Source organism: Microbacterium sp. HM-570 (assembly GCF_054165885.1).
The window spans coordinates 1,824,306-1,840,556 of record NZ_CM135111.1 but is presented as its reverse complement, the minus strand read 5'-3'; the positions used below and the strand labels follow the sequence as shown (position 1 = coordinate 1,840,556).

Below are 16,251 nucleotides of genomic sequence, written 5' to 3'. Positions count from 1 at the left end.
CTTTCGCCCGCTATCCAGGCTTCATTCCGGGCGAAAGTGGGACACGAAACGAAGAACGCGGGACATGGCGGTGCCGAGGACACGGCGAAGGGAGCGAGGGCATGAGCACACCCGGTAGGAGCGAACGGGTTGCGGTGACGGATGCCGCGGCCACCATGGTGCGCCAACTGACCGTGCAGCACGGGCCCCTGATGTTCCACCAGTCCGGCGGATGCTGCGACGGGAGTGCACCCATGTGCTATCCCGTCGGCATGTTCATCACGGGGCCGTCTGACGTGCTGCTCGGCACGATCGATGTCGGCCTGGATGATCCGGTCGAGGTGTACATGTCGGAGTCGCAGTTCGAGTACTGGAAGTACACCCACCTGACGATCGACGTGGTGCCGGGCCGGGGCGCCGGGTTCAGCGTCGAGGGCCCGACCGGGATGCGGTTTCTGATCCGGTCGCGGATGCTCACCGAGTCCGAGCTGGAATACTTCGAGCTGCGCTGAACTCCCGGCCCGGACCATCCGAGGCCGTGCATTTCTCGCGGATCAGGAGTGCACGGACATGAGCGAAATCGCGTCGCCCGACGACCGTCCCGAAACGGCGCGACGGTTCGATCTCGCGCCGCATCCCGAGGGCGGATGGTTTCGCCGCACCTGGGCGTCGGACGTTCCTGTCGAGACCGCGGGCGGCGAGCGACCGGCCGCGACGTGCATCCATTACCTGCTGACACCCGGCGAAGAGAGCGCGTGGCATGTCGTCGCGAGCGACGAGATCTGGCTCTGGCACGGACCCGGCACGCTCGAGCTGCGCCTCGGTGGCACGGGAGACGAGCCGGGCGATGGTGAATCGATCGTGCTGGGACCCGACCACTCGGAAGGTCACGTCGCGCAGGGCATCGTGCCCGCCGGGACGTGGCAGACGTCTCGCCTCGCGGGCGATGCCGAGGTGCTCGTGACGTGCATCGTGTCGCCCGGTTTCAGCTTCGACGACTGGCGCCTGGCGGGGTAGGCGCCGGCCCCCAACGACCGGCGGGTCAGAAGAAGATCGTGACCACCCAGATCGCCACGAACACGACGACGGCGATGATGCTGAGCACCGAAACCCTCCGCTTCAGGCGTCGGCCCTCGGGCGCGACGCCCGGCGGTGGCCGGAGATCCGGCGCCGCCGCGAACGGATCGGCTATGCCGCCCGCAACGGCACCCGTGGCCACGGCGCCGGTCGCGCGGACCGAGGCATCCGCTGCCAGTCGATCGTCCCGCCACCGTGACCACTGCGCGAACTTCTCCAGCAGCGCCCCGACCGTCGCAAACAACCACGCCCACGTCGCGGGGTCGAGAGTCGACAGGTCGCGCTTGGCGTAGAGAAACAGCCAGTCATCGACGATCTCGACATCGAGCTCGGCGGCGTTGTCGATGAACCGGGCCATGATGTCCGGCGTGAACAGGTAAAGCGCGTCGCGCTCGTACCCGCGGGGGCAGAAGAGTGAGAAGTACTTATCGAAATCGCCCTCGAGGCTCAGTCGCTGATCGCGATCGAACGACGTCGGCAGGTTCGAGCCGAACAAGCCGTTGTTTCCGACCGCGTCGAGCAGGATGTGCGGCAACGGCACGTCGAGCTTGATGGCGACGTAGCCCCATTTGTGCGTCGACTGGTTTTTTCCCGACCCGGTCACATAGCGGTAGTTGGCGAACTCGACGAAGCGCGGCTGTGCACCGCGAACGAGGTCGCGGGCCGATCGCGAATCCCCCTGGCTGAAGATCATGCCCGGGAGTCCGGGGTTCGCGAGGGTCGGGACGTACGACATCCCGTTCGCGTCGGCGAAGCGCGCCAATCGGTACCAGCGCTCGCGTCCTCCCCGGTACAGGGCGGATGACGAGCCACACGATTCCGCCGATCGCGGCGAGGACGAGCAGAACGGGCAGGACGAACAGCCACCCGACCGAACCGCTGGTCATCATCGCGCCGGCGATGGTGCCGAAAATGCTCAGGAACACCAGGGCGAAAACCCCGCCGACCACGATCAGCAGAACGAACTGCACACCCTGGGTACCCGAAAACGGTGATCCCAAACGGCCCTCCGCACGCAGACGATTCGTGAATGCCCGGATGTCGGCGGTGCGGACGGGCTCGATCAGCGGACGAGCATCGAAGGGAACGGATGCCGCGGGCCCGGCACCGCTCACCGGTTCACCTCATCGCCGTCCCACGTGAGGTCGGCACCCTCGCGGAGGGGAAGCGCCTCGAGTCCGGGTGCCGCGCAGATCGCCGCGATCAGGTCGGCCGATCCCGCAACGATCGTGGAGTCGAAGTCGATCTCGCTGACGACCACCCAGGCCCGGTCCGCGGGCCACAGGATGTTCGGCGACTGAGCCCACGCATGAGCCTCGTCGGGGCCGACCCATGGCGCGAGATCGGGCCACGAAGCATCGGCGAATGCGGACGCGCCCGCCGAGAACAGGACGTAGGACCGCTGCGGCAGCTCGAAACGCGGGCCGCGAGAGATCTCGTCCGAGAGGATGCCTGGCTGCCACGTGGGCTTGCGGAACACATTGTTGAAGGGGTCGCGCGTGCTCGCCTCGAGCATGGCGCGGTGGCGATCCTGCAGCGACGCGTCGTCATTTGCGGTCGGATCCGCCGAAAAAGTCAGGACCGCGCGGGACGGTGTCTCGCCCATGAACCCGACGAGACCGCCGTAGCCGTCCCACACTCCCGCATACCCGTGGTGGGGAGTCGTGGTCGCTGCGGCGAGCAGCCGGGCGAGCGAGGCAACTTGGGCGACATCCATCCGGCCATCGCCCGGGGCGTCGTATTGCCAACCTTCGGGTCCGCGGACCTGCTGCCACCCCTGCTCGAGGTCGTGAGCGCCGACGATCCGGTTCCACTGCGCCTCGGGATGCATCTGCGTTCCGAATGTCGCCGCGGTCTGCGCCCACGTGACGTTCTCGGTGTCGATCTGGGGTTGCGAGCGCCCGAATGCCGCCCACGCCCGCGCGTGATCGTCGTAGGGAAGAGGCGGCCAGGGCTGCCCCACCGGCCGAGAACGCGATGCCGGGTGGAAGATCCGCGCGTAGGCGGCGAAACCGCGGGGCACAACGGTGTGCATGCCCGAGGCATCCGTCCACTCCGCATCCAGCCGATCGCGCAGCCAGTCCCCCGGCGAGGTGTCCGCTATCCAGTCCATGGAGGCCACGCTACCCACCAGTTGGGCCCGACGCCGCGCATCCGCTAGACTACGAAGGTTGTCCGGCCGCGGCCCGTCCGCGAAACCGTGACGACATGCACACACCCTCCTGCTGTCGAGAGATGCTCGGCAGCCGTTCAAGTCCGAAGGAGGTGGGTTAGTGACGCACCAGTACGAACTCATGGTCATCCTCGATCCCGAGATCGACGAGCGCACGGTCGCCCCGAGCCTCGACAAGTTCCTGAAGGTCATCACGAACGATGGTGGCTCGATCGACAAGGTCGACATTTGGGGCCGCCGCCGTCTCGCTTACGAGATCCAGAAGAAGAACGAAGGCATCTACGCCGTCGTCAACTTCACGGCCACCAGCGCCGCCACGCAGGAGCTCGACCGTCAGCTGAAGCTGTCCGAAGCCGTCATGCGCACCAAGGTGCTGCGTGCGGAAGAGGGCTTTGCTCAGGTTGAGGCCGAGAAGAAGCGTGCTGAAGAGAAGGCCGCCCGCAAGGCTGCCGCACCCGCCAAGGCCAAGAAGGACGCGTAACCGCGATGGCCGGCGAGACGATCATCACCGTCGTGGGTAACCTCACGGCCGATCCCGAGCTGCGTTACACGCAGAGCGGGCTCCCCGTCGCGAACTTCACGATCGCGTCGACGCCGCGCAACTTCGACCGTGCCTCCAACGAGTGGAAGGACGGCGAAGCGCTGTTCCTTCGCGCATCGGTATGGCGCGAATTCGCCGAGCACGTCGCGGGTTCGCTGACGAAGGGCATGCGGGTCATGGCGACCGGCCGCCTCAAGCAGCGTTCCTATGAGACGCGCGAGGGTGAGAAGCGCACCTCGATCGAACTCGAAGTCGATGAAATCGGCCCCAGCTTGCGTTACGCGACCGCTCAGGTCACGCGTGCCGCCAGCGGTGGCGGCGGAGGCGGTCAGGGTCGTCAGCAGGTTGCTGAGGAGCCCTGGGCAACGCCTTCCGCTTCCTCGTCTGCTGGCACCGGCAACGCCGGTGGCGAAGCCTGGAGCGCTCCCGGCGCTTACGGCGACGACACACCCTTCTAAGCACTTCGGATGCCTGTGGCCCAGGCATCCCACCACAACCAAGGAAGACCACTTATGGCTGGAAAGTCGAGCGGCGACCGCCGCAAGCCTCGTAAGGGCGGGAAAGTTGTTGCTCCCGCCAAGGCGATTCGCGTTGGCATCATCGATTACAAGGATGTCCCGACGCTTCGCAAGTTCATCTCGGAGCGTGGGAAGATCCGCGCCCGTCGTATCACCGGTGTCTCGGTGCAGGAGCAGCGTCTGATCGCCACCGCGATCAAGAACGCGCGCGAAATGGCGCTCCTGCCTTACGCCGGCGCGGGTCGTTAAGGAGCACCATGTCGAAGCTGATTCTCACGAACGAGGTCGCCGGGCTCGGTAGCGCCGGTGACATCGTTGACGTCAAGGCCGGGTACGCCCGGAACTTCCTCATCCCCCAGGGATTCGCCGTGGCGTGGAGCCGCGGTGGCGAAAAGCAGGTCGCGTCCATCCGGGCCGCCCGCGAGTCGCGCGCGATCCACGACCACGAGTCCGCCGTCGCCCTGAAGGACGCCCTCGAGGGCGCCAAGGTGCGCCTGGCCGTCAAGGCTGGTGCCGAAGGGCGCCTGTTCGGTTCGGTCAAGACCGGTGACATCGCGGATGCCGTCAAGGCCGCCGGTCTCGGTGACCTCGACAAGCGCAAGATCCAGATCACCTCGGCGATCAAGTCGGTGGGCGAGCACGAGGCGACCGTTCGCCTGCGTGACGACCTCACCGCCGTGATCACCCTCCAGGTGGTTGCTGCCAAGTAGTACCGCAACGCGCGGGAACGGATGCCGCGGAACCAGCCCTTTCGGGTCGGTCCCGCGGCATCCGCCTTTGGTGTGGGCGCGTACCCCCCCGGTCACACGCCCACACGGTCAGACCCGCGCGGTGCGACGGCGGAGCGCCGCCGTACCCGCGAGCGCCGCGCCCGTGATGAGCGCGAGTAGTGCGATCCAGAGTCCACCTGTCGTGGAACCCGTCACGGCCAGCGCCGAGACCGACAGGCCAGCGGGGGCCGCACCGACGCCGGCGGCAGAGCCGATCGTGGTGACGCCCGTCGTCGACATGCCGTCACCGGGCTCTTCCGTTCCCGGGGTGCCGGGCTCGGTCGGGTCGGTGGGGTCCGTTGGGTCCGCAGGGTCCGTCGGCACAACCGGGCCTGTCGGGCCGGTCGTGGTGCTGTCGCCGACCACCGATACGGCGTTTCCGCCGAGCGTCAGAGGCAGGCTGATCGGAGCGACGATCTGGCTGCCGCCGAGGATTCCCTCGGTGCCGCTCGTGGACGGACCGTCGGTGCCCGCGGACGTCGGGGCGGCGATCATTGATCCCGACGACTGGCTGTCGCCGAGCACGGAGATAGCGTTGCCGCCGAGCGTGATCGGCGCCTGAACGGGAGCCTGCACCTGGGTACCGCCGGCAATGCCGTCGCTACCTGTGGTGTTTGCGTCCGTTCCGGTTCCGGTGGTGCCGTTCGTGGTTCCGGCGTCGGTCGACTGGCTGTCGCCGAGCAGTGAGATGGCGTTGCCGCCGAGCGTGATGGGTGCTCCGATGGGCGCAATCACCTGGGTGCCGCTGGCGATGCCGTCGTTACCTGTGGTGGTTGCACCGGTTCCGGTTCCGGTGGTGCCGTTCGTGGTTCCGGCGTCGGTCGACTTGCTGTCGCCGAGCACGGAGATCGCGTTGCCGCCGAGCGTGATGGGTGCTCCGATGGGCGCGATCACCTGTGTGCCGCCGGCGACGCTGTCGTCACCTGTGGTGTTTGCGTCCGTTCCGGTTCCGGTGCCCGTGGTGCCGTTTGCGGCACTCGCATCGGTCGACTGGCTGTCGCCGAGCACCGAGATCGCGTTGCCGCTTACCGCAATGGGAACCTGGATGGGCGCGATCGCCTGCGTGCCGCCCAAGGTCGCGTCCTCACCGGACGTGCCGGGCGCGGGAGCAGGCTCGGTGGCCGGAGCCGAAGCCGGCTCCGGCGCGGGTGCCGGAGACGGCGCGGGTGCCGAGGCATCCGCTGACCCGCTGTCCCCGAGTACCGAGATGGCGTTGCCGCCCACGGTAACCGGCACGGCGACGCTCACGACGCCCTGGGTGCCCGATGCGATGCCGTCCGTGCCGCCGGTGGTGACACTCGGCGTGGCCGGCGCCGGGGCGGCTGCGGGCGTCTCGGCTCCCGAGCTGGACGAATCGCCCAGCACCGAGATGCCGTTGCCGCCGATCGTGACCGGCAGGGTGGCGTTGATGAGTGCCTGGGTGCCAGATGCCGCGCCGTCGTCTCCGGATGTCTCCGCAGCCTGGGCGACGGTCGCCCCGGCGAAGGCGAGCCCGCCTCCGATGAGCGCACCGAGGAGCGCTCGTTTGATGGTCCTACGCATGATGAATCTCCTGACTGAATGGGGAAGTCAGCGCGCCGAATGGCGCACCGGATCGTCTGCCGCGCACGAGTGCGCGACGCGATCCCCGTCAGTCAGGAGAGACGTCGGTTGCGAAGACGGGCGCGCCCGGAAGGGCGTCGTCCGAGAGAGAGCGGATGGCGGCGCCGTGCGCGTGCACACGCCACGAGAATTCGACGAGAGCGGCCCACAGCGTCGCCGCGGCCGATATCCCGGCCGAGAGCACCCCGCACGACCCAGCGGGCGCAGACGGCGCGTGAGGCCATCCCCAGCGCCCCGAGCCGGCCGACGATGCGGACAGGATCGGCACGACCGATCCGATGACCAGTGCGCCGGCGAACAACCCGCCGAACACCAACGCTTGTTGTGCCGTGAGCGGCGCAGCAGAGGGCACCGACTGCACGACCGGTATCGGTTGGGTTTCTTCGCCGGGAAACAGGGTGCCGGGAAGCAAGGTGTCGGGAAGAGGAAGGATGGCTCCGGTGCCCGGTTGCGCCGGGTTGCCGACGATCGCGGTGGTCGTGCCGGTAACCGCCGTGAGGAGCTGGTCCACCACGGAGATCGTCGAGCCCACGGTGTCCGTCAGGCCCGTGCTCGAGGTCACCGAACCGAGCAGCGGGAGCCCATCGATCGCCGCGAGCAGCGGATCGAGGGCCTCTCCGATCGAAACGTTCGAAACGATGCCGGTGGTCGTGTCGGCCACGACTCCCGCGAGTGCATCGACCGTGTCGGCGGTGCCATGAAGAGCGGATGTCGTGGCGCCAGTCACTTCAGAGACGGCCGTGGTCGCGACATTCGCGACGCCCTGGACGAGCGGCGCGACGATCGGAGCGTGGGTGGCTGCGGGATTGTGGGCGCCGGAGGCGGGTGCCTGCGGCGCGGGCGCGGGGGCCGGGGCCGCAGGGACGACAGTCTGCACCACGTCGACCACGACGGGTTCGACGGTGTCGATCACGTTGGTGACGGCGGATGTCGTGTGCTGCACCGTCGAACTGACGACTCCGAGCAGACCGCTCGGATCGTCTTCTGCGGCTGAGGCGCTGGTCGACTGACCGAAGGTCGTGAGAGCGCACCACGCAAGACCGACTCCGCCCGCGAGCAGGAGCAAACGTGACCATCGACCCTGTCGTGGTTCAACGTCAACGTTCATGTCCTCACCCCCCGGTTGGACAATCTGGTTTGCGCATCAATGCCTATGTAGCCAGCGAGAATACGCCGGGGAGCGATGTTCGTAAACCCCCGTATCGCAAAACGCCCCCAGGTTGTGCACACCCCGACCCTCAATGACGAACCTTCAAGCAGGGCTTCAAACACATCCTGTTTCCACAGGCTGTGCAGATACGACACCCTGATCAGAGTGCATAAAAAAGACTACATGAGATGCCTCTCATCTAGTTCTCCACAGGCTTCATACACAGGCATAGCGGCGTGTCTGCCCGAGTTTCCACAAAGTTATCCACAGGCCGTGTTGCGGGTGAATCTACGTCCCCATACCGTGAGGGAGCGCACTTCGGGGGAGGCTGGAACAGGACGTTCCGGGCGAGTGTCGGAGGTGTCTGATCTGCTGTCGGGGGACCCGGCGATCAGACACACCCGCTCGGCGTTTTCCGAAAGAGATGCGCTCGTCAGGGCTGCATGACGTACTCCGCGCCCCGAGACGGGCCGGACATATTTCCACTGGTGTGACGCGAGTGGTGGGCCGGTTTCGGCGGAAGGGAGCGCGGTGTCGATAGCTGACATCTCGGAAGACCGCATGGGTGGAGCCCCCCGCGGCCCCGAGCGGACTCCCCCGCACGACACGCTCGCCGAACAGTCCGCGCTCGGCGGCATGCTGCTGTCGAAGGATGCCGTCGCCGACGTTATCGAGACGCTCCGCGGCCCCGATTTCTACGTGCCGAAGCACGAGCTCATCTTCGACGCCATCCTTTCGCTCTACTCGCACGGCGAGCCCACCGACGTGGTCGCTGTCACCGATGAGCTCATCAAGACGGGCGAGCTGCAGCGCGCCGGCGGCGCGGACTACCTGCACACGCTCACGTCGATCGTGCCGACCGCGGCCAACGCCGGGTACTACGCGTCGATCGTTGCCGAGCGTGCCCTGCTTCGCCGCCTGGTCGAGGCCGGCACGCGCATCGTGCAGATGGGCTATTCGGGCCAGGGCGAGGCGCTCGACCTGGTCAACAATGCGCAGGCCGAGATCTACTCGGTCAACGGCAACGAGAACACCGAAGACTACGTTCCCCTGACGGTCGCCGTCGACGCGGCTGTCGAAGAGATCGAGGCTGCCCGCGGCCGCGACGGTCAAATGATGGGCGTTCCCACGGGCTTCGCCGACATGGACGACCTGACGAACGGCCTGCACCCGGGCCAGCTGATCATCATCGCTGCGCGACCCGCCCTCGGTAAGTCGACGCTGGCGCTCGACTTCGCTCGTGCCGCCTCGATCGGTCACAACCTTCCGACCATCTTCTTCTCGCTCGAAATGGGTCGCAGCGAGATTGCGATGCGTCTGATGAGCGCCGAGGGTGCGGTGCCGCTGCACACGATGCGCAAGGGCACGCTCGACTCGCGTGACTGGACGACGATCGCCGCGACCCGTGGCCGCATCAACGACGCTCCGCTCTACATCGACGACAGCCCGAACATGACGCTCGTCGAGATCCGGGCCAAGTGCCGTCGCCTCAAGCAGCGCGCCGACCTGAAGATGGTGGTCATCGACTACCTCCAGCTCATGACGAGCGGTAAGCGCGTCGAGAGTCGTCAGCAAGAGGTCAGCGAGTTCTCGCGTGCGCTCAAGCTGCTCGCCAAGGAACTTCGCGTACCGGTCATCGCGCTCTCGCAGCTGAACCGTGGCCCCGAGCAGCGGCAGGACAAGAAACCGGCCCTGTCGGATCTACGTGAGTCCGGATCGCTCGAGCAGGATGCCGACATGGTCATCCTGTTGCACCGCGAGTCCGCCTACGAGGCAGACAGCCCGCGCGCCGGCGAGGCCGACCTGATCGTGGCGAAGAACCGTAACGGTCCGACGCGTACGGTGACGGTCGCCTTCCAGGGCCACTTCTCGCGCTTCACGGATATGGCGCCTGCCGGCTGATCCGTTTGTAGGTTTTTTTTGAAGTTGTCCTTTTCGCAGATGAAATGTCCACGGTGTGTCCATATGGACATTTCGGCTCGGCGGTCATCGTGTAGGTTCTCGGCGAAGATGGCGGATTCTTAGATGAAGTGGCGGACAAGTGGCGGATCCGAAAGATTGGTGAGAACGATGCGTGTAAGTGCCGTGTCGGTTCCTATCCGAAATGACAGATTCCGCGGGTAGTTGGCATGCACCTAGCAGTCCTGCCATTGGCTGGGGGTGAAGGGTTACTCGCTCACTCGATTAGGGGCGAACCGGCTACATTCGACAGGCTTGTGCTCGTGTGCACAGCTGTGGAGTGGTGGGAGCGGCATCAGGTAGTGCTCTACCTCGCAGCGATCGCCGTGGGTGCGGTGGTCGGTCTACTCGTGCCGGCGGTGGCGGATCCGCTCGAGTCGGCGATCAATCCCGTGCTCGGGTTGTTGCTGTACGCGACGTTCCTGGGGGTGCCGTTCACGGCGATCGGCCGGGCCTTCACGGATTGGCGGTTCCTGGGCGTCGTGCTCGTCCTGAACTTCGTCGTCGTGCCGGTGGTCGTGTTCGGGTTGAGTCGCGCCGTGGCGGCTGATCAGGCGGTGCTCGTTGGGGTGTTGTTCGTGCTGCTGACGCCGTGTGTGGATTACGTGATTGTGTTCACTGGCCTGGCTGGCGGTGCACGTGCGCGGCTGCTTGCTGCCACGCCCCTGCTGATGCTTCTGCAGATCGTGTTGCTGCCGGTGTACCTGTGGCTGATGGCCGGCGCCGAGGTGGTGGGTGCGTTCGACCCGCATCCGTTCGTGGAGGCATTTCTGTTGTTGATCGTGCTGCCGCTCGTTCTCGCCGCCGCCACGCAGCTGCTGGCGAAACGGTTCCGTGCCGGCCGCGCGATCGAGGGCGTGGTGCTGGCGGCAATGGTGCCGCTGATGATGCTGACTCTCGCCGTGGTGATCGGCTCGCAGGTCTTCGGCGTGAGCAGCGCTCTCGGCCAGCTGCTAATCGCGGTTCCCGTGTTCGTCGTGTTCGTCCTAATCGTGGCACCACTCGGTGCGCTCCTCGGGAGCGCGGCACGCTTGGATGTTCCCAGCCGCCGGGCGGCCACGTTCAGCGGGGTCACCCGCAACTCGCTGGTCGTGCTCCCGCTCGCTCTCGCGCTGCCGGCATCTTTCGCTCTGACGCCGTTGGTTGTAGTGACTCAGACCTTGGTGGAGCTCGTCGCAATGGTGGTCATGGTCGCCGGGGTACCGCGACTCATCCGCCCTCGCATTAGTACAGCGGAGAATGTATAGTCAGCCTGTGCTGACTCTTACTTCTCGCCTCGATGTGATGAACCGGCTGGGTCGGGCGATGGCCGACCCGACCCGTTCCCGGATCCTCCTCACACTGCTGGACGCTCCCGGCTACCCGGCTGAGCTGGCACGAGATCTCGAGCTGACCCGCACGAACGTCTCGAATCATCTGACGTGCCTGCGGGGCTGCGGGTTGATCGTCGCCACACCGGAAGGTCGGCGCACCCGGTATGAGATCGCCGACCCGCATCTGACCCAGGGGTTGCGACAGCTGCTCGAGGCGGTCGTCGCCGTCGACGAGGGCGCCCCGTGCATGGACGATCAGTGCGAGTGCTGCGCATGAGCCTCATCGACCGTGACCTGCTGCCGGTGGCCTGCACGCTGACGCCCGGCGCTGGTGCTGCACAGCTAGCCGCGTGGCAGGAATTCAACGACGACTACCTCCTCGACATCGACAGGACGGCCGCCCAGATCACCGTCCACTACCCAAAGATCGACGACGCGACCGCCCGGCTGACGGAGCTGGTCCGCACCGAGCAGTCCTGCTGCGCGTTCGCGACTTGGGCGATCGACACGACCCACCCCGACCTGCGCCTTTCCGTTACCGGCACCGATGACGCACTGGCCGCGCTCACGTTCCTAGAGCAGACGCCCGCCCCCGCAACGAAGGAGAGCGTGCAGTGAGCGAAGAGTGTTGCGGCCCCAACGAGCCGCGCAAGCCCGGTACGGTCCGGCGCATCGAACTGTCCCGGCCGCTCTCGACCGGTGACGCCTGCTGCGCCGCGGAACCCTCCTCCAAGACCGCGGCGCCAAGCGCGGTGCACGATGCGGGCGATGCCTGCTGCGGCCCCGACCTCGCCACCACCCCCACCGAGGCGGACGAGGAGCCGGAGGTCCGCCCGCCCTGGTGGCGCGACTTCGCGTTGCTTCCCTCCGCGCTGTCCGGGCTGTTCCTCCTCGCCGGATACACGTTCGAGTGGACTGGTCTGCACATCCCGGCGCTGGTGCTGCAGTGGGCGGCGCTGCTCGCCGGCGCCTACACCTTCGTCCCCGGCGCGATCCGCCGCCTCATCCGCGGTCGCCTCGGGGTCGGGCTGCTGATGACCATCGCCGCGATCGGCGCGGTCCTGCTCGGCCACGTTGGCGAGGCCGCGACCCTGGCGTTCCTGTTCTCCCTGGCCGAGGCGCTTGAAGACCGGGCGATGGACCGCGCCAAGGAAGGCTTGCGCGCCCTTCTGTCCCTCATCCCCGACACTGTCCGCGTCTCCCGCCTAACCAGCGACGTCACGATCCCCGCCGCGGACGTGCGTGAGCTGGACATCCTCGTCATCGGTGCCGGCGATCGCATCGCCACAGACGGCGTGGTCGTGGAGGATAGGTCGAGCCTGGACACGTCGGCGATCACGGGCGAGTCGATCCCGGTCGAGGTCGGCCCCGGCGATCCGGTCGCCGCCGGTTCGGTCAACGGGGCGGCGACGTTGCGGATCGAGGCAACTGCGGACGGCCGCGACAACTCCCTCACCCAGATCGTCGCCCTCGTGGAGCAGGCCCACGCCCGCAAGGGCAACCGGGCACGCCTCGCCGACCGGATCGCGAAGCCGCTCGTTCCCGTCGTCCTGATCGCCGCTGCCGTGGTCGCCCTGTTCGGGCTGCTGGTCGGCGACCCGTGGACCTGGATCGAACGCGCCCTCGTCGTCCTGGTTGCGGCATCCCCGTGCGCGCTGGCCATCGCGGTGCCCGTGACGGTGATCAGCGCGATCGGAGCGGCGTCAAAGTTCGGCGTCGTCATCAAGTCAGGTGAAGCGTTCGAGCAGCTCGGCACGATCCGCGCCGTCGCCCTCGACAAGACCGGCACCCTCACCCGCAACGAGCCCACCGTCGTCGACGTCCAGCCCGCACCCGGTATCACCCGCGACGACCTGCTCGCCTGGGCCGCCGCCGTGGAGGCCACCAGCACCCACCCCCTCGCCGCGGCCATCATCGCGGCCGCACCCGTCGCCAGCCCCGCAACGGAGGTGGTCGAGGAGGCCGGGCATGGCATCACCGGGACCGTCGACGGCCGGGCGATCCGGGTCGGCAATGTCCGCTGGCTCCATCCCGCCGGCCAGCAGTTGAACGCGGAGGCGATTGCCGCGCAGGGCATGACCGTCGTCGTGGTCGAGGCGGACGGGCAGATCGCCGGCCTGATCGGCGTGCGGGACGAGCTGCGCCCGGAGTCGGCCGAGACGGTCCGGATGCTGCAGTCGCAGGGCATTGAGACCATCATGCTCACCGGCGACAACACCCGCACCGCCCACGCCATCGCCGCCGAGGCGGGCGTAACCGACGTTCGCGCCGAGCAGCTGCCCGCCGACAAGGCCGCCGCGATTGAGGCGCTCGTCACGCAGCAACCGACCGCGATGGTCGGCGACGGCATCAACGACGCCCCGGCACTGGCGACGGCGACGGTCGGGATCGCGATGGGTGTGAAAGGCTCCGCGGCGGCGATCGAGTCCGCCGACGTCGCCTTCATCGGCCACGACCTCCGCCTCATCCCCGGCGCCCTCGCCCACGCCCGCCGCGGCCGACGCATCATGACCGCCAACATCGGTCTGGCTCTGGCGATCATCGTCGCGCTGTTCCCGCTCGCCCTGTTCGGCATCCTCGGGCTCGCCGGCGTCGTGCTGGTGCATGAGATCGCCGAGGTCGTCGTCATCCTCAATGGCGTCCGCGCCGCCCGTCGCCCCGCTGCGCTACGGCAACTCGCCACGGTGCCCGCTCGCCAGCCCGAACCCGCCCACGCCTGACCACCGACCCCTCGCCCCGCGGTGGCAGAACACCGCCCGACTTGGAACCGGCCCTTGTGAAGACCCCCATCAAAGCCACCTTCGCCACCGTTGCCGTCGTCATCGTCCTGGTTGACCGGCTAGCCGCGCCGGACCCGGCCGGCGCTGCCGGCGCTCCCGTGCTCGGGTGAACCGGGCTCCGAATGGGTTTAGGTGCGCACGGTAGGCTGTGGGCGATGGTCTCTTCGGCCCGGACTCCGCGCTCCACGACGCTGAATGAGCAATTGTTGATAATGAGGCTCATTACCAGCGTCGGTTTGGCGCTGCTGCTGATGTTGGGTCTGGCAGCGACGGGTCACACAGAGGCGGACGGTTCGACTCCTGTTCCGCTGGTGATTTCTGGGTTCATGGACCCCCACGTCGAGCCCGTGGCAGACGCCCCAGTCGAGCATGAGGCGGTCGCCGGTGGCGTCGTTTCTGGGCCGAACGCGTTGGTGGGCGCTGCGCTGTGCATGTTGGGCGTGTTGTGCGGGCTGACGTTCATGGTGGTGCTGCGGGGGTTGTGGCGTCGGCGGATGCCTCCGGTTCTCGGTGACGGGCCACGGATGCCTTCGCTGCTTCCGGCGCCGGCTGCCCGTGCTCACCCGATTGTCTTTTCGTTGACGCAGTTGGGTCTTTCCCGAACCTGACATTGTGGCACGCCACCCTTTCCGGGTGGCGCTTCGTCCCGGGCTGCGTGCCCGGGTTCTGTCCTGTGCCGTGTCTTGGTTTGGAGTACCCGATGAAAACCCCTGTGAAGGCGACGCTCGTCACCATTGCCGTTGTGGTGGTGATGGTGATCGCCGCGTTGATCTATGTCCTTGTCAATCAGAGCCAGTCCGCTCCACCTTCATCTGGGGGCGGTGACGCATCCCCGCAGGTGGTGCGGGAGAGCTCGCATGTCCTCGACGACGGCGGGGAGGGCGCTGTCACCCTGGTGGAGTTCCTCGACTTCGAGTGCGAGGCGTGTGGCGCGTTCTTCCCGATCGTGGAGGATATGCGGGAGCAGTTCGCTGGGGAGATCACGTATGTGGTCCGCTACTTCCCGCTGCCCGGTCACTTCAATTCGAAGAACGCGGCGGTCGCGGCGGAAGCGGCCGCGCAGCAGGACCGGTTCGAGGACATGTATGTCCGGTTGTTCGAGACGCAGGCGGAGTGGGGTGAGGCGCAGGAGTCTCGCGCCGACCTGTTCCGTGGCTTCGCGGAGGAGATCGGTCTGGACATGGCCGCCTATGACGCCGCCGTGGCGGACCCGGCTACGGCGGAGCGGGTGGAGCTGGATTTCGAGGAGGGCCAGGCGCTCGGGGTGAGCAGCACGCCGACGTTCTTCCTCGACGGTGAGCTGCTCGAGCTGCAGGAGTGGGACGACCTCGAGAACGCCATCCAGGCTGCGGTGAACGGTGGCCGGTGATGCGGGCGGGTTTGACGCATCGGCGGGCGATCATCGTCGGCGCCGGGCAGTCTGGGCTCGCGGTTGCCGCGGCTCTGGCCGCGGAAGGGCTGCGGCCGCAGCACGAGTTTGTGGTGATCGACGCCGCCAGCACGGGGCAGCGTTCCTGGTCCTCACGGTGGCATTCGATGGAGCTTCTCAGCGACGCCCGGCATAGCGCGCTGTCTCCGCGGCGGCTGCTGGGTGACCAGCGCCGGCATCCGCGAGTGGACGAGATGGCGGACTACCTCACCTTCGTGGAAGCCGGGCTGGGCGTGGAGACGGTCTGGGGCATCCAGGCGACCGGGGTGGAGCATCGCGGGAACGGCTCGACTCTGCTGCTGTCGACGACGGCAGGGGAGGTGCAGACCCGCAACGTGATCTGCGCGACGGGCGCGGCCGCGCACCCGCGGATTCCGGAGTGGGCGTCTCTGCTGACGATGCCCGGGGTGGTGCTGCACAGCAGCGAGTACCTGTACCCGAAGCAGATCCCCGTCGGCGACGTGCTCATCGTGGGCGGCGGGAACAGCGGTGTGCAGCTGGCCCGCGAACTGTCCGCGTCGCACACCGTGACGCTGTCCGTGCGAACCCGGCGGCAGCATCGCCCCGCGATGAGCTATCCCGCCGCGGCGGGGGAGAGGGTGCCGCTGTTCTCGCGGGAGCGTCGCCCCGAGCCGATCTTCGGCGACAGCTATGAGCAGCTGCGCCGCGTCGGGGTCACGATCGCAGCTGCGGTGCAGGACGCGGCCGGCGCCGGGGTGACCTTCGCCGATGGCACGCAGGCATCCCCCCGCTCGGTGATCCTCGCCACCGGCTACACCCCTGGCGACGACTGGCTCCCGGAACCGGCCCGCGTCGACCGGCCGCGGCGCACCCTGACCGGCCTGCCCGGGCTGTTCGTGGCGGGGATGCCGCAGTACGGCGGCCGCGGCTCCGACACCCTCGCCGGGGTCTGGAAAGACGCGACGACGATCGCCCAGCACATCATCAACCGGCCCTGAA

General features: G+C 67.5%; 18 protein-coding genes. 14 read left to right on the top strand and 4 right to left on the bottom strand.

What is annotated here, in order from left to right; genetic code table 11:
* Positions 1–101: 101 nt before the first annotated feature.
* Both ACT9TC_RS08715 and ACT9TC_RS08710 read left to right on the top strand, forming a co-directional pair.
* Complete coding sequence (locus ACT9TC_RS08715) at positions 102–491, top strand: DUF779 domain-containing protein (protein ID WP_458040143.1); 390 nt, start codon at positions 102–104, stop codon at positions 489–491.
* A gap of 58 nt (positions 492–549) precedes the next feature.
* The gene (locus tag ACT9TC_RS08710; protein ID WP_458040142.1) at positions 550–996 is read left to right on the top strand and encodes a cupin domain-containing protein; all 447 of its coding nucleotides are present in this window, start codon (positions 550–552) and stop codon (positions 994–996) included.
* A gap of 25 nt (positions 997–1,021) precedes the next feature.
* Here ACT9TC_RS08710 and ACT9TC_RS08705 read toward each other — a convergent pair whose 3' ends face one another.
* Positions 1,022–1,792: a hypothetical protein gene (locus ACT9TC_RS08705; protein ID WP_458040141.1), complete on the bottom strand. Its 771-nt coding sequence runs from the start codon at positions 1,790–1,792 to the stop codon at positions 1,022–1,024.
* A gap of 375 nt (positions 1,793–2,167) precedes the next feature.
* Positions 2,168–3,169, bottom strand: coding sequence for a hypothetical protein (locus ACT9TC_RS08700; RefSeq protein ID WP_458040140.1), 1,002 nt, complete (start codon positions 3,167–3,169; stop codon positions 2,168–2,170).
* A 160-nt stretch (positions 3,170–3,329) separates the two neighbouring features.
* Between ACT9TC_RS08700 and rpsF the strand changes: the two genes are divergently transcribed.
* The 4 genes from rpsF to rplI are packed head-to-tail and all read left to right on the top strand — an operon-like array spanning position 3,330 to position 4,998.
* Positions 3,330–3,710: a 30S ribosomal protein S6 gene (gene rpsF, locus ACT9TC_RS08695; protein WP_458040139.1), complete on the top strand. Its 381-nt coding sequence runs from the start codon at positions 3,330–3,332 to the stop codon at positions 3,708–3,710.
* A 5-nt stretch (positions 3,711–3,715) separates the two neighbouring features.
* Complete coding sequence (locus tag ACT9TC_RS08690) at positions 3,716–4,228, top strand: single-stranded DNA-binding protein (RefSeq protein WP_036294260.1); 513 nt, start codon at positions 3,716–3,718, stop codon at positions 4,226–4,228.
* 54 nt (positions 4,229–4,282) lie between these two features.
* Positions 4,283–4,537, top strand: a complete 255-nt coding sequence (gene rpsR / locus ACT9TC_RS08685) for a 30S ribosomal protein S18 (protein WP_036294263.1) — start codon at positions 4,283–4,285, stop codon at positions 4,535–4,537.
* A gap of 8 nt (positions 4,538–4,545) precedes the next feature.
* Positions 4,546–4,998 carry a 50S ribosomal protein L9 gene (gene rplI / locus ACT9TC_RS08680; protein WP_036294267.1) on the top strand — a complete coding sequence of 151 codons (453 nt, stop codon included), beginning with the start codon at positions 4,546–4,548 and terminating at the stop codon, positions 4,996–4,998.
* A 108-nt stretch (positions 4,999–5,106) separates the two neighbouring features.
* Here the strand turns inward: rplI and ACT9TC_RS08675 are convergent, their stop codons facing one another.
* Positions 5,107–6,600, bottom strand: a complete 1,494-nt coding sequence (locus tag ACT9TC_RS08675) for a chaplin family protein (RefSeq protein ID WP_458040138.1) — start codon at positions 6,598–6,600, stop codon at positions 5,107–5,109.
* A gap of 88 nt (positions 6,601–6,688) precedes the next feature.
* Positions 6,689–7,768: a hypothetical protein gene (locus tag ACT9TC_RS08670; RefSeq protein WP_458040137.1), complete on the bottom strand. Its 1,080-nt coding sequence runs from the start codon at positions 7,766–7,768 to the stop codon at positions 6,689–6,691.
* A 573-nt stretch (positions 7,769–8,341) separates the two neighbouring features.
* Between ACT9TC_RS08670 and dnaB the strand changes: the two genes are divergently transcribed.
* The 8 genes from dnaB to ACT9TC_RS08630 all read left to right on the top strand — a co-directional run bounded on the left by dnaB (position 8,342) and on the right by ACT9TC_RS08630 (position 16,250).
* Positions 8,342–9,712, top strand: coding sequence for a replicative DNA helicase (gene dnaB / locus ACT9TC_RS08665; protein ID WP_458040136.1), 1,371 nt, complete (start codon positions 8,342–8,344; stop codon positions 9,710–9,712).
* A 320-nt stretch (positions 9,713–10,032) separates the two neighbouring features.
* Positions 10,033–11,016 carry a bile acid:sodium symporter gene (locus tag ACT9TC_RS08660; protein ID WP_204947467.1) on the top strand — a complete coding sequence of 328 codons (984 nt, stop codon included), beginning with the start codon at positions 10,033–10,035 and terminating at the stop codon, positions 11,014–11,016.
* A 7-nt stretch (positions 11,017–11,023) separates the two neighbouring features.
* The gene (cmtR, locus tag ACT9TC_RS08655; protein ID WP_067165134.1) at positions 11,024–11,359 is read left to right on the top strand and encodes a Cd(II)/Pb(II)-sensing metalloregulatory transcriptional regulator CmtR; all 336 of its coding nucleotides are present in this window, start codon (positions 11,024–11,026) and stop codon (positions 11,357–11,359) included.
* On the top strand, positions 11,356–11,700 hold the full coding sequence (locus ACT9TC_RS08650) for a hypothetical protein (RefSeq protein WP_048809235.1): 345 nt from the start codon (positions 11,356–11,358) through the stop codon (positions 11,698–11,700). The genes cmtR and ACT9TC_RS08650 overlap by 4 nt, the downstream gene beginning before the upstream one ends.
* Complete coding sequence (locus ACT9TC_RS08645) at positions 11,697–13,802, top strand: heavy metal translocating P-type ATPase (protein ID WP_458040135.1); 2,106 nt, start codon at positions 11,697–11,699, stop codon at positions 13,800–13,802. Before ACT9TC_RS08650 ends, ACT9TC_RS08645 begins: the two co-directional genes overlap by 4 nt.
* Positions 13,803–14,017: 215 nt before the next feature.
* A complete protein-coding gene (locus tag ACT9TC_RS08640) occupies positions 14,018–14,470 on the top strand; it encodes a hypothetical protein (RefSeq protein ID WP_045246905.1) in 453 nt (150 codons plus the stop codon).
* Between the two features lie 92 nt (positions 14,471–14,562).
* The gene (locus tag ACT9TC_RS08635) at positions 14,563–15,231 is read left to right on the top strand and encodes a DsbA family protein (protein ID WP_045246904.1); all 669 of its coding nucleotides are present in this window, start codon (positions 14,563–14,565) and stop codon (positions 15,229–15,231) included.
* Positions 15,232–15,242: 11 nt separating this feature from the next.
* A complete protein-coding gene (locus tag ACT9TC_RS08630) occupies positions 15,243–16,250 on the top strand; it encodes an NAD(P)-binding domain-containing protein (protein WP_231902747.1) in 1,008 nt (335 codons plus the stop codon).
* The last annotated feature ends 1 nt before the right edge of the window (position 16,251 follow it).

Excerpts from the sequence above, each read along its gene's own strand:
- ACT9TC_RS08715 (WP_458040143.1), top strand. The coding sequence starts at position 102 with ATGAGCACACCCGGTAGGAGCGAACGGGTTGCGGTGACGGATGCCGCG.
- ACT9TC_RS08710 (WP_458040142.1), top strand. The coding sequence starts at position 550 with ATGAGCGAAATCGCGTCGCCCGACGACCGTCCCGAAACGGCGCGACGG.
- ACT9TC_RS08705 (WP_458040141.1), bottom strand. The coding sequence starts at position 1,792 with ATGTCGTACGTCCCGACCCTCGCGAACCCCGGACTCCCGGGCATGATC.
- ACT9TC_RS08700 (WP_458040140.1), bottom strand. The coding sequence starts at position 3,169 with ATGGACTGGATAGCGGACACCTCGCCGGGGGACTGGCTGCGCGATCGG.
- ACT9TC_RS08690 (WP_036294260.1), top strand. The coding sequence starts at position 3,716 with ATGGCCGGCGAGACGATCATCACCGTCGTGGGTAACCTCACGGCCGAT.
- rpsR (WP_036294263.1), top strand. The coding sequence starts at position 4,283 with ATGGCTGGAAAGTCGAGCGGCGACCGCCGCAAGCCTCGTAAGGGCGGG.
- rplI (WP_036294267.1), top strand. The coding sequence starts at position 4,546 with ATGTCGAAGCTGATTCTCACGAACGAGGTCGCCGGGCTCGGTAGCGCC.
- ACT9TC_RS08675 (WP_458040138.1), bottom strand. The coding sequence starts at position 6,600 with ATGCGTAGGACCATCAAACGAGCGCTCCTCGGTGCGCTCATCGGAGGC.
- ACT9TC_RS08670 (WP_458040137.1), bottom strand. The coding sequence starts at position 7,768 with ATGAACGTTGACGTTGAACCACGACAGGGTCGATGGTCACGTTTGCTC.
- ACT9TC_RS08650 (WP_048809235.1), top strand. The coding sequence starts at position 11,356 with ATGAGCCTCATCGACCGTGACCTGCTGCCGGTGGCCTGCACGCTGACG.
- ACT9TC_RS08640 (WP_045246905.1), top strand. The coding sequence starts at position 14,018 with ATGGTCTCTTCGGCCCGGACTCCGCGCTCCACGACGCTGAATGAGCAA.
- ACT9TC_RS08635 (WP_045246904.1), top strand. The coding sequence starts at position 14,563 with ATGAAAACCCCTGTGAAGGCGACGCTCGTCACCATTGCCGTTGTGGTG.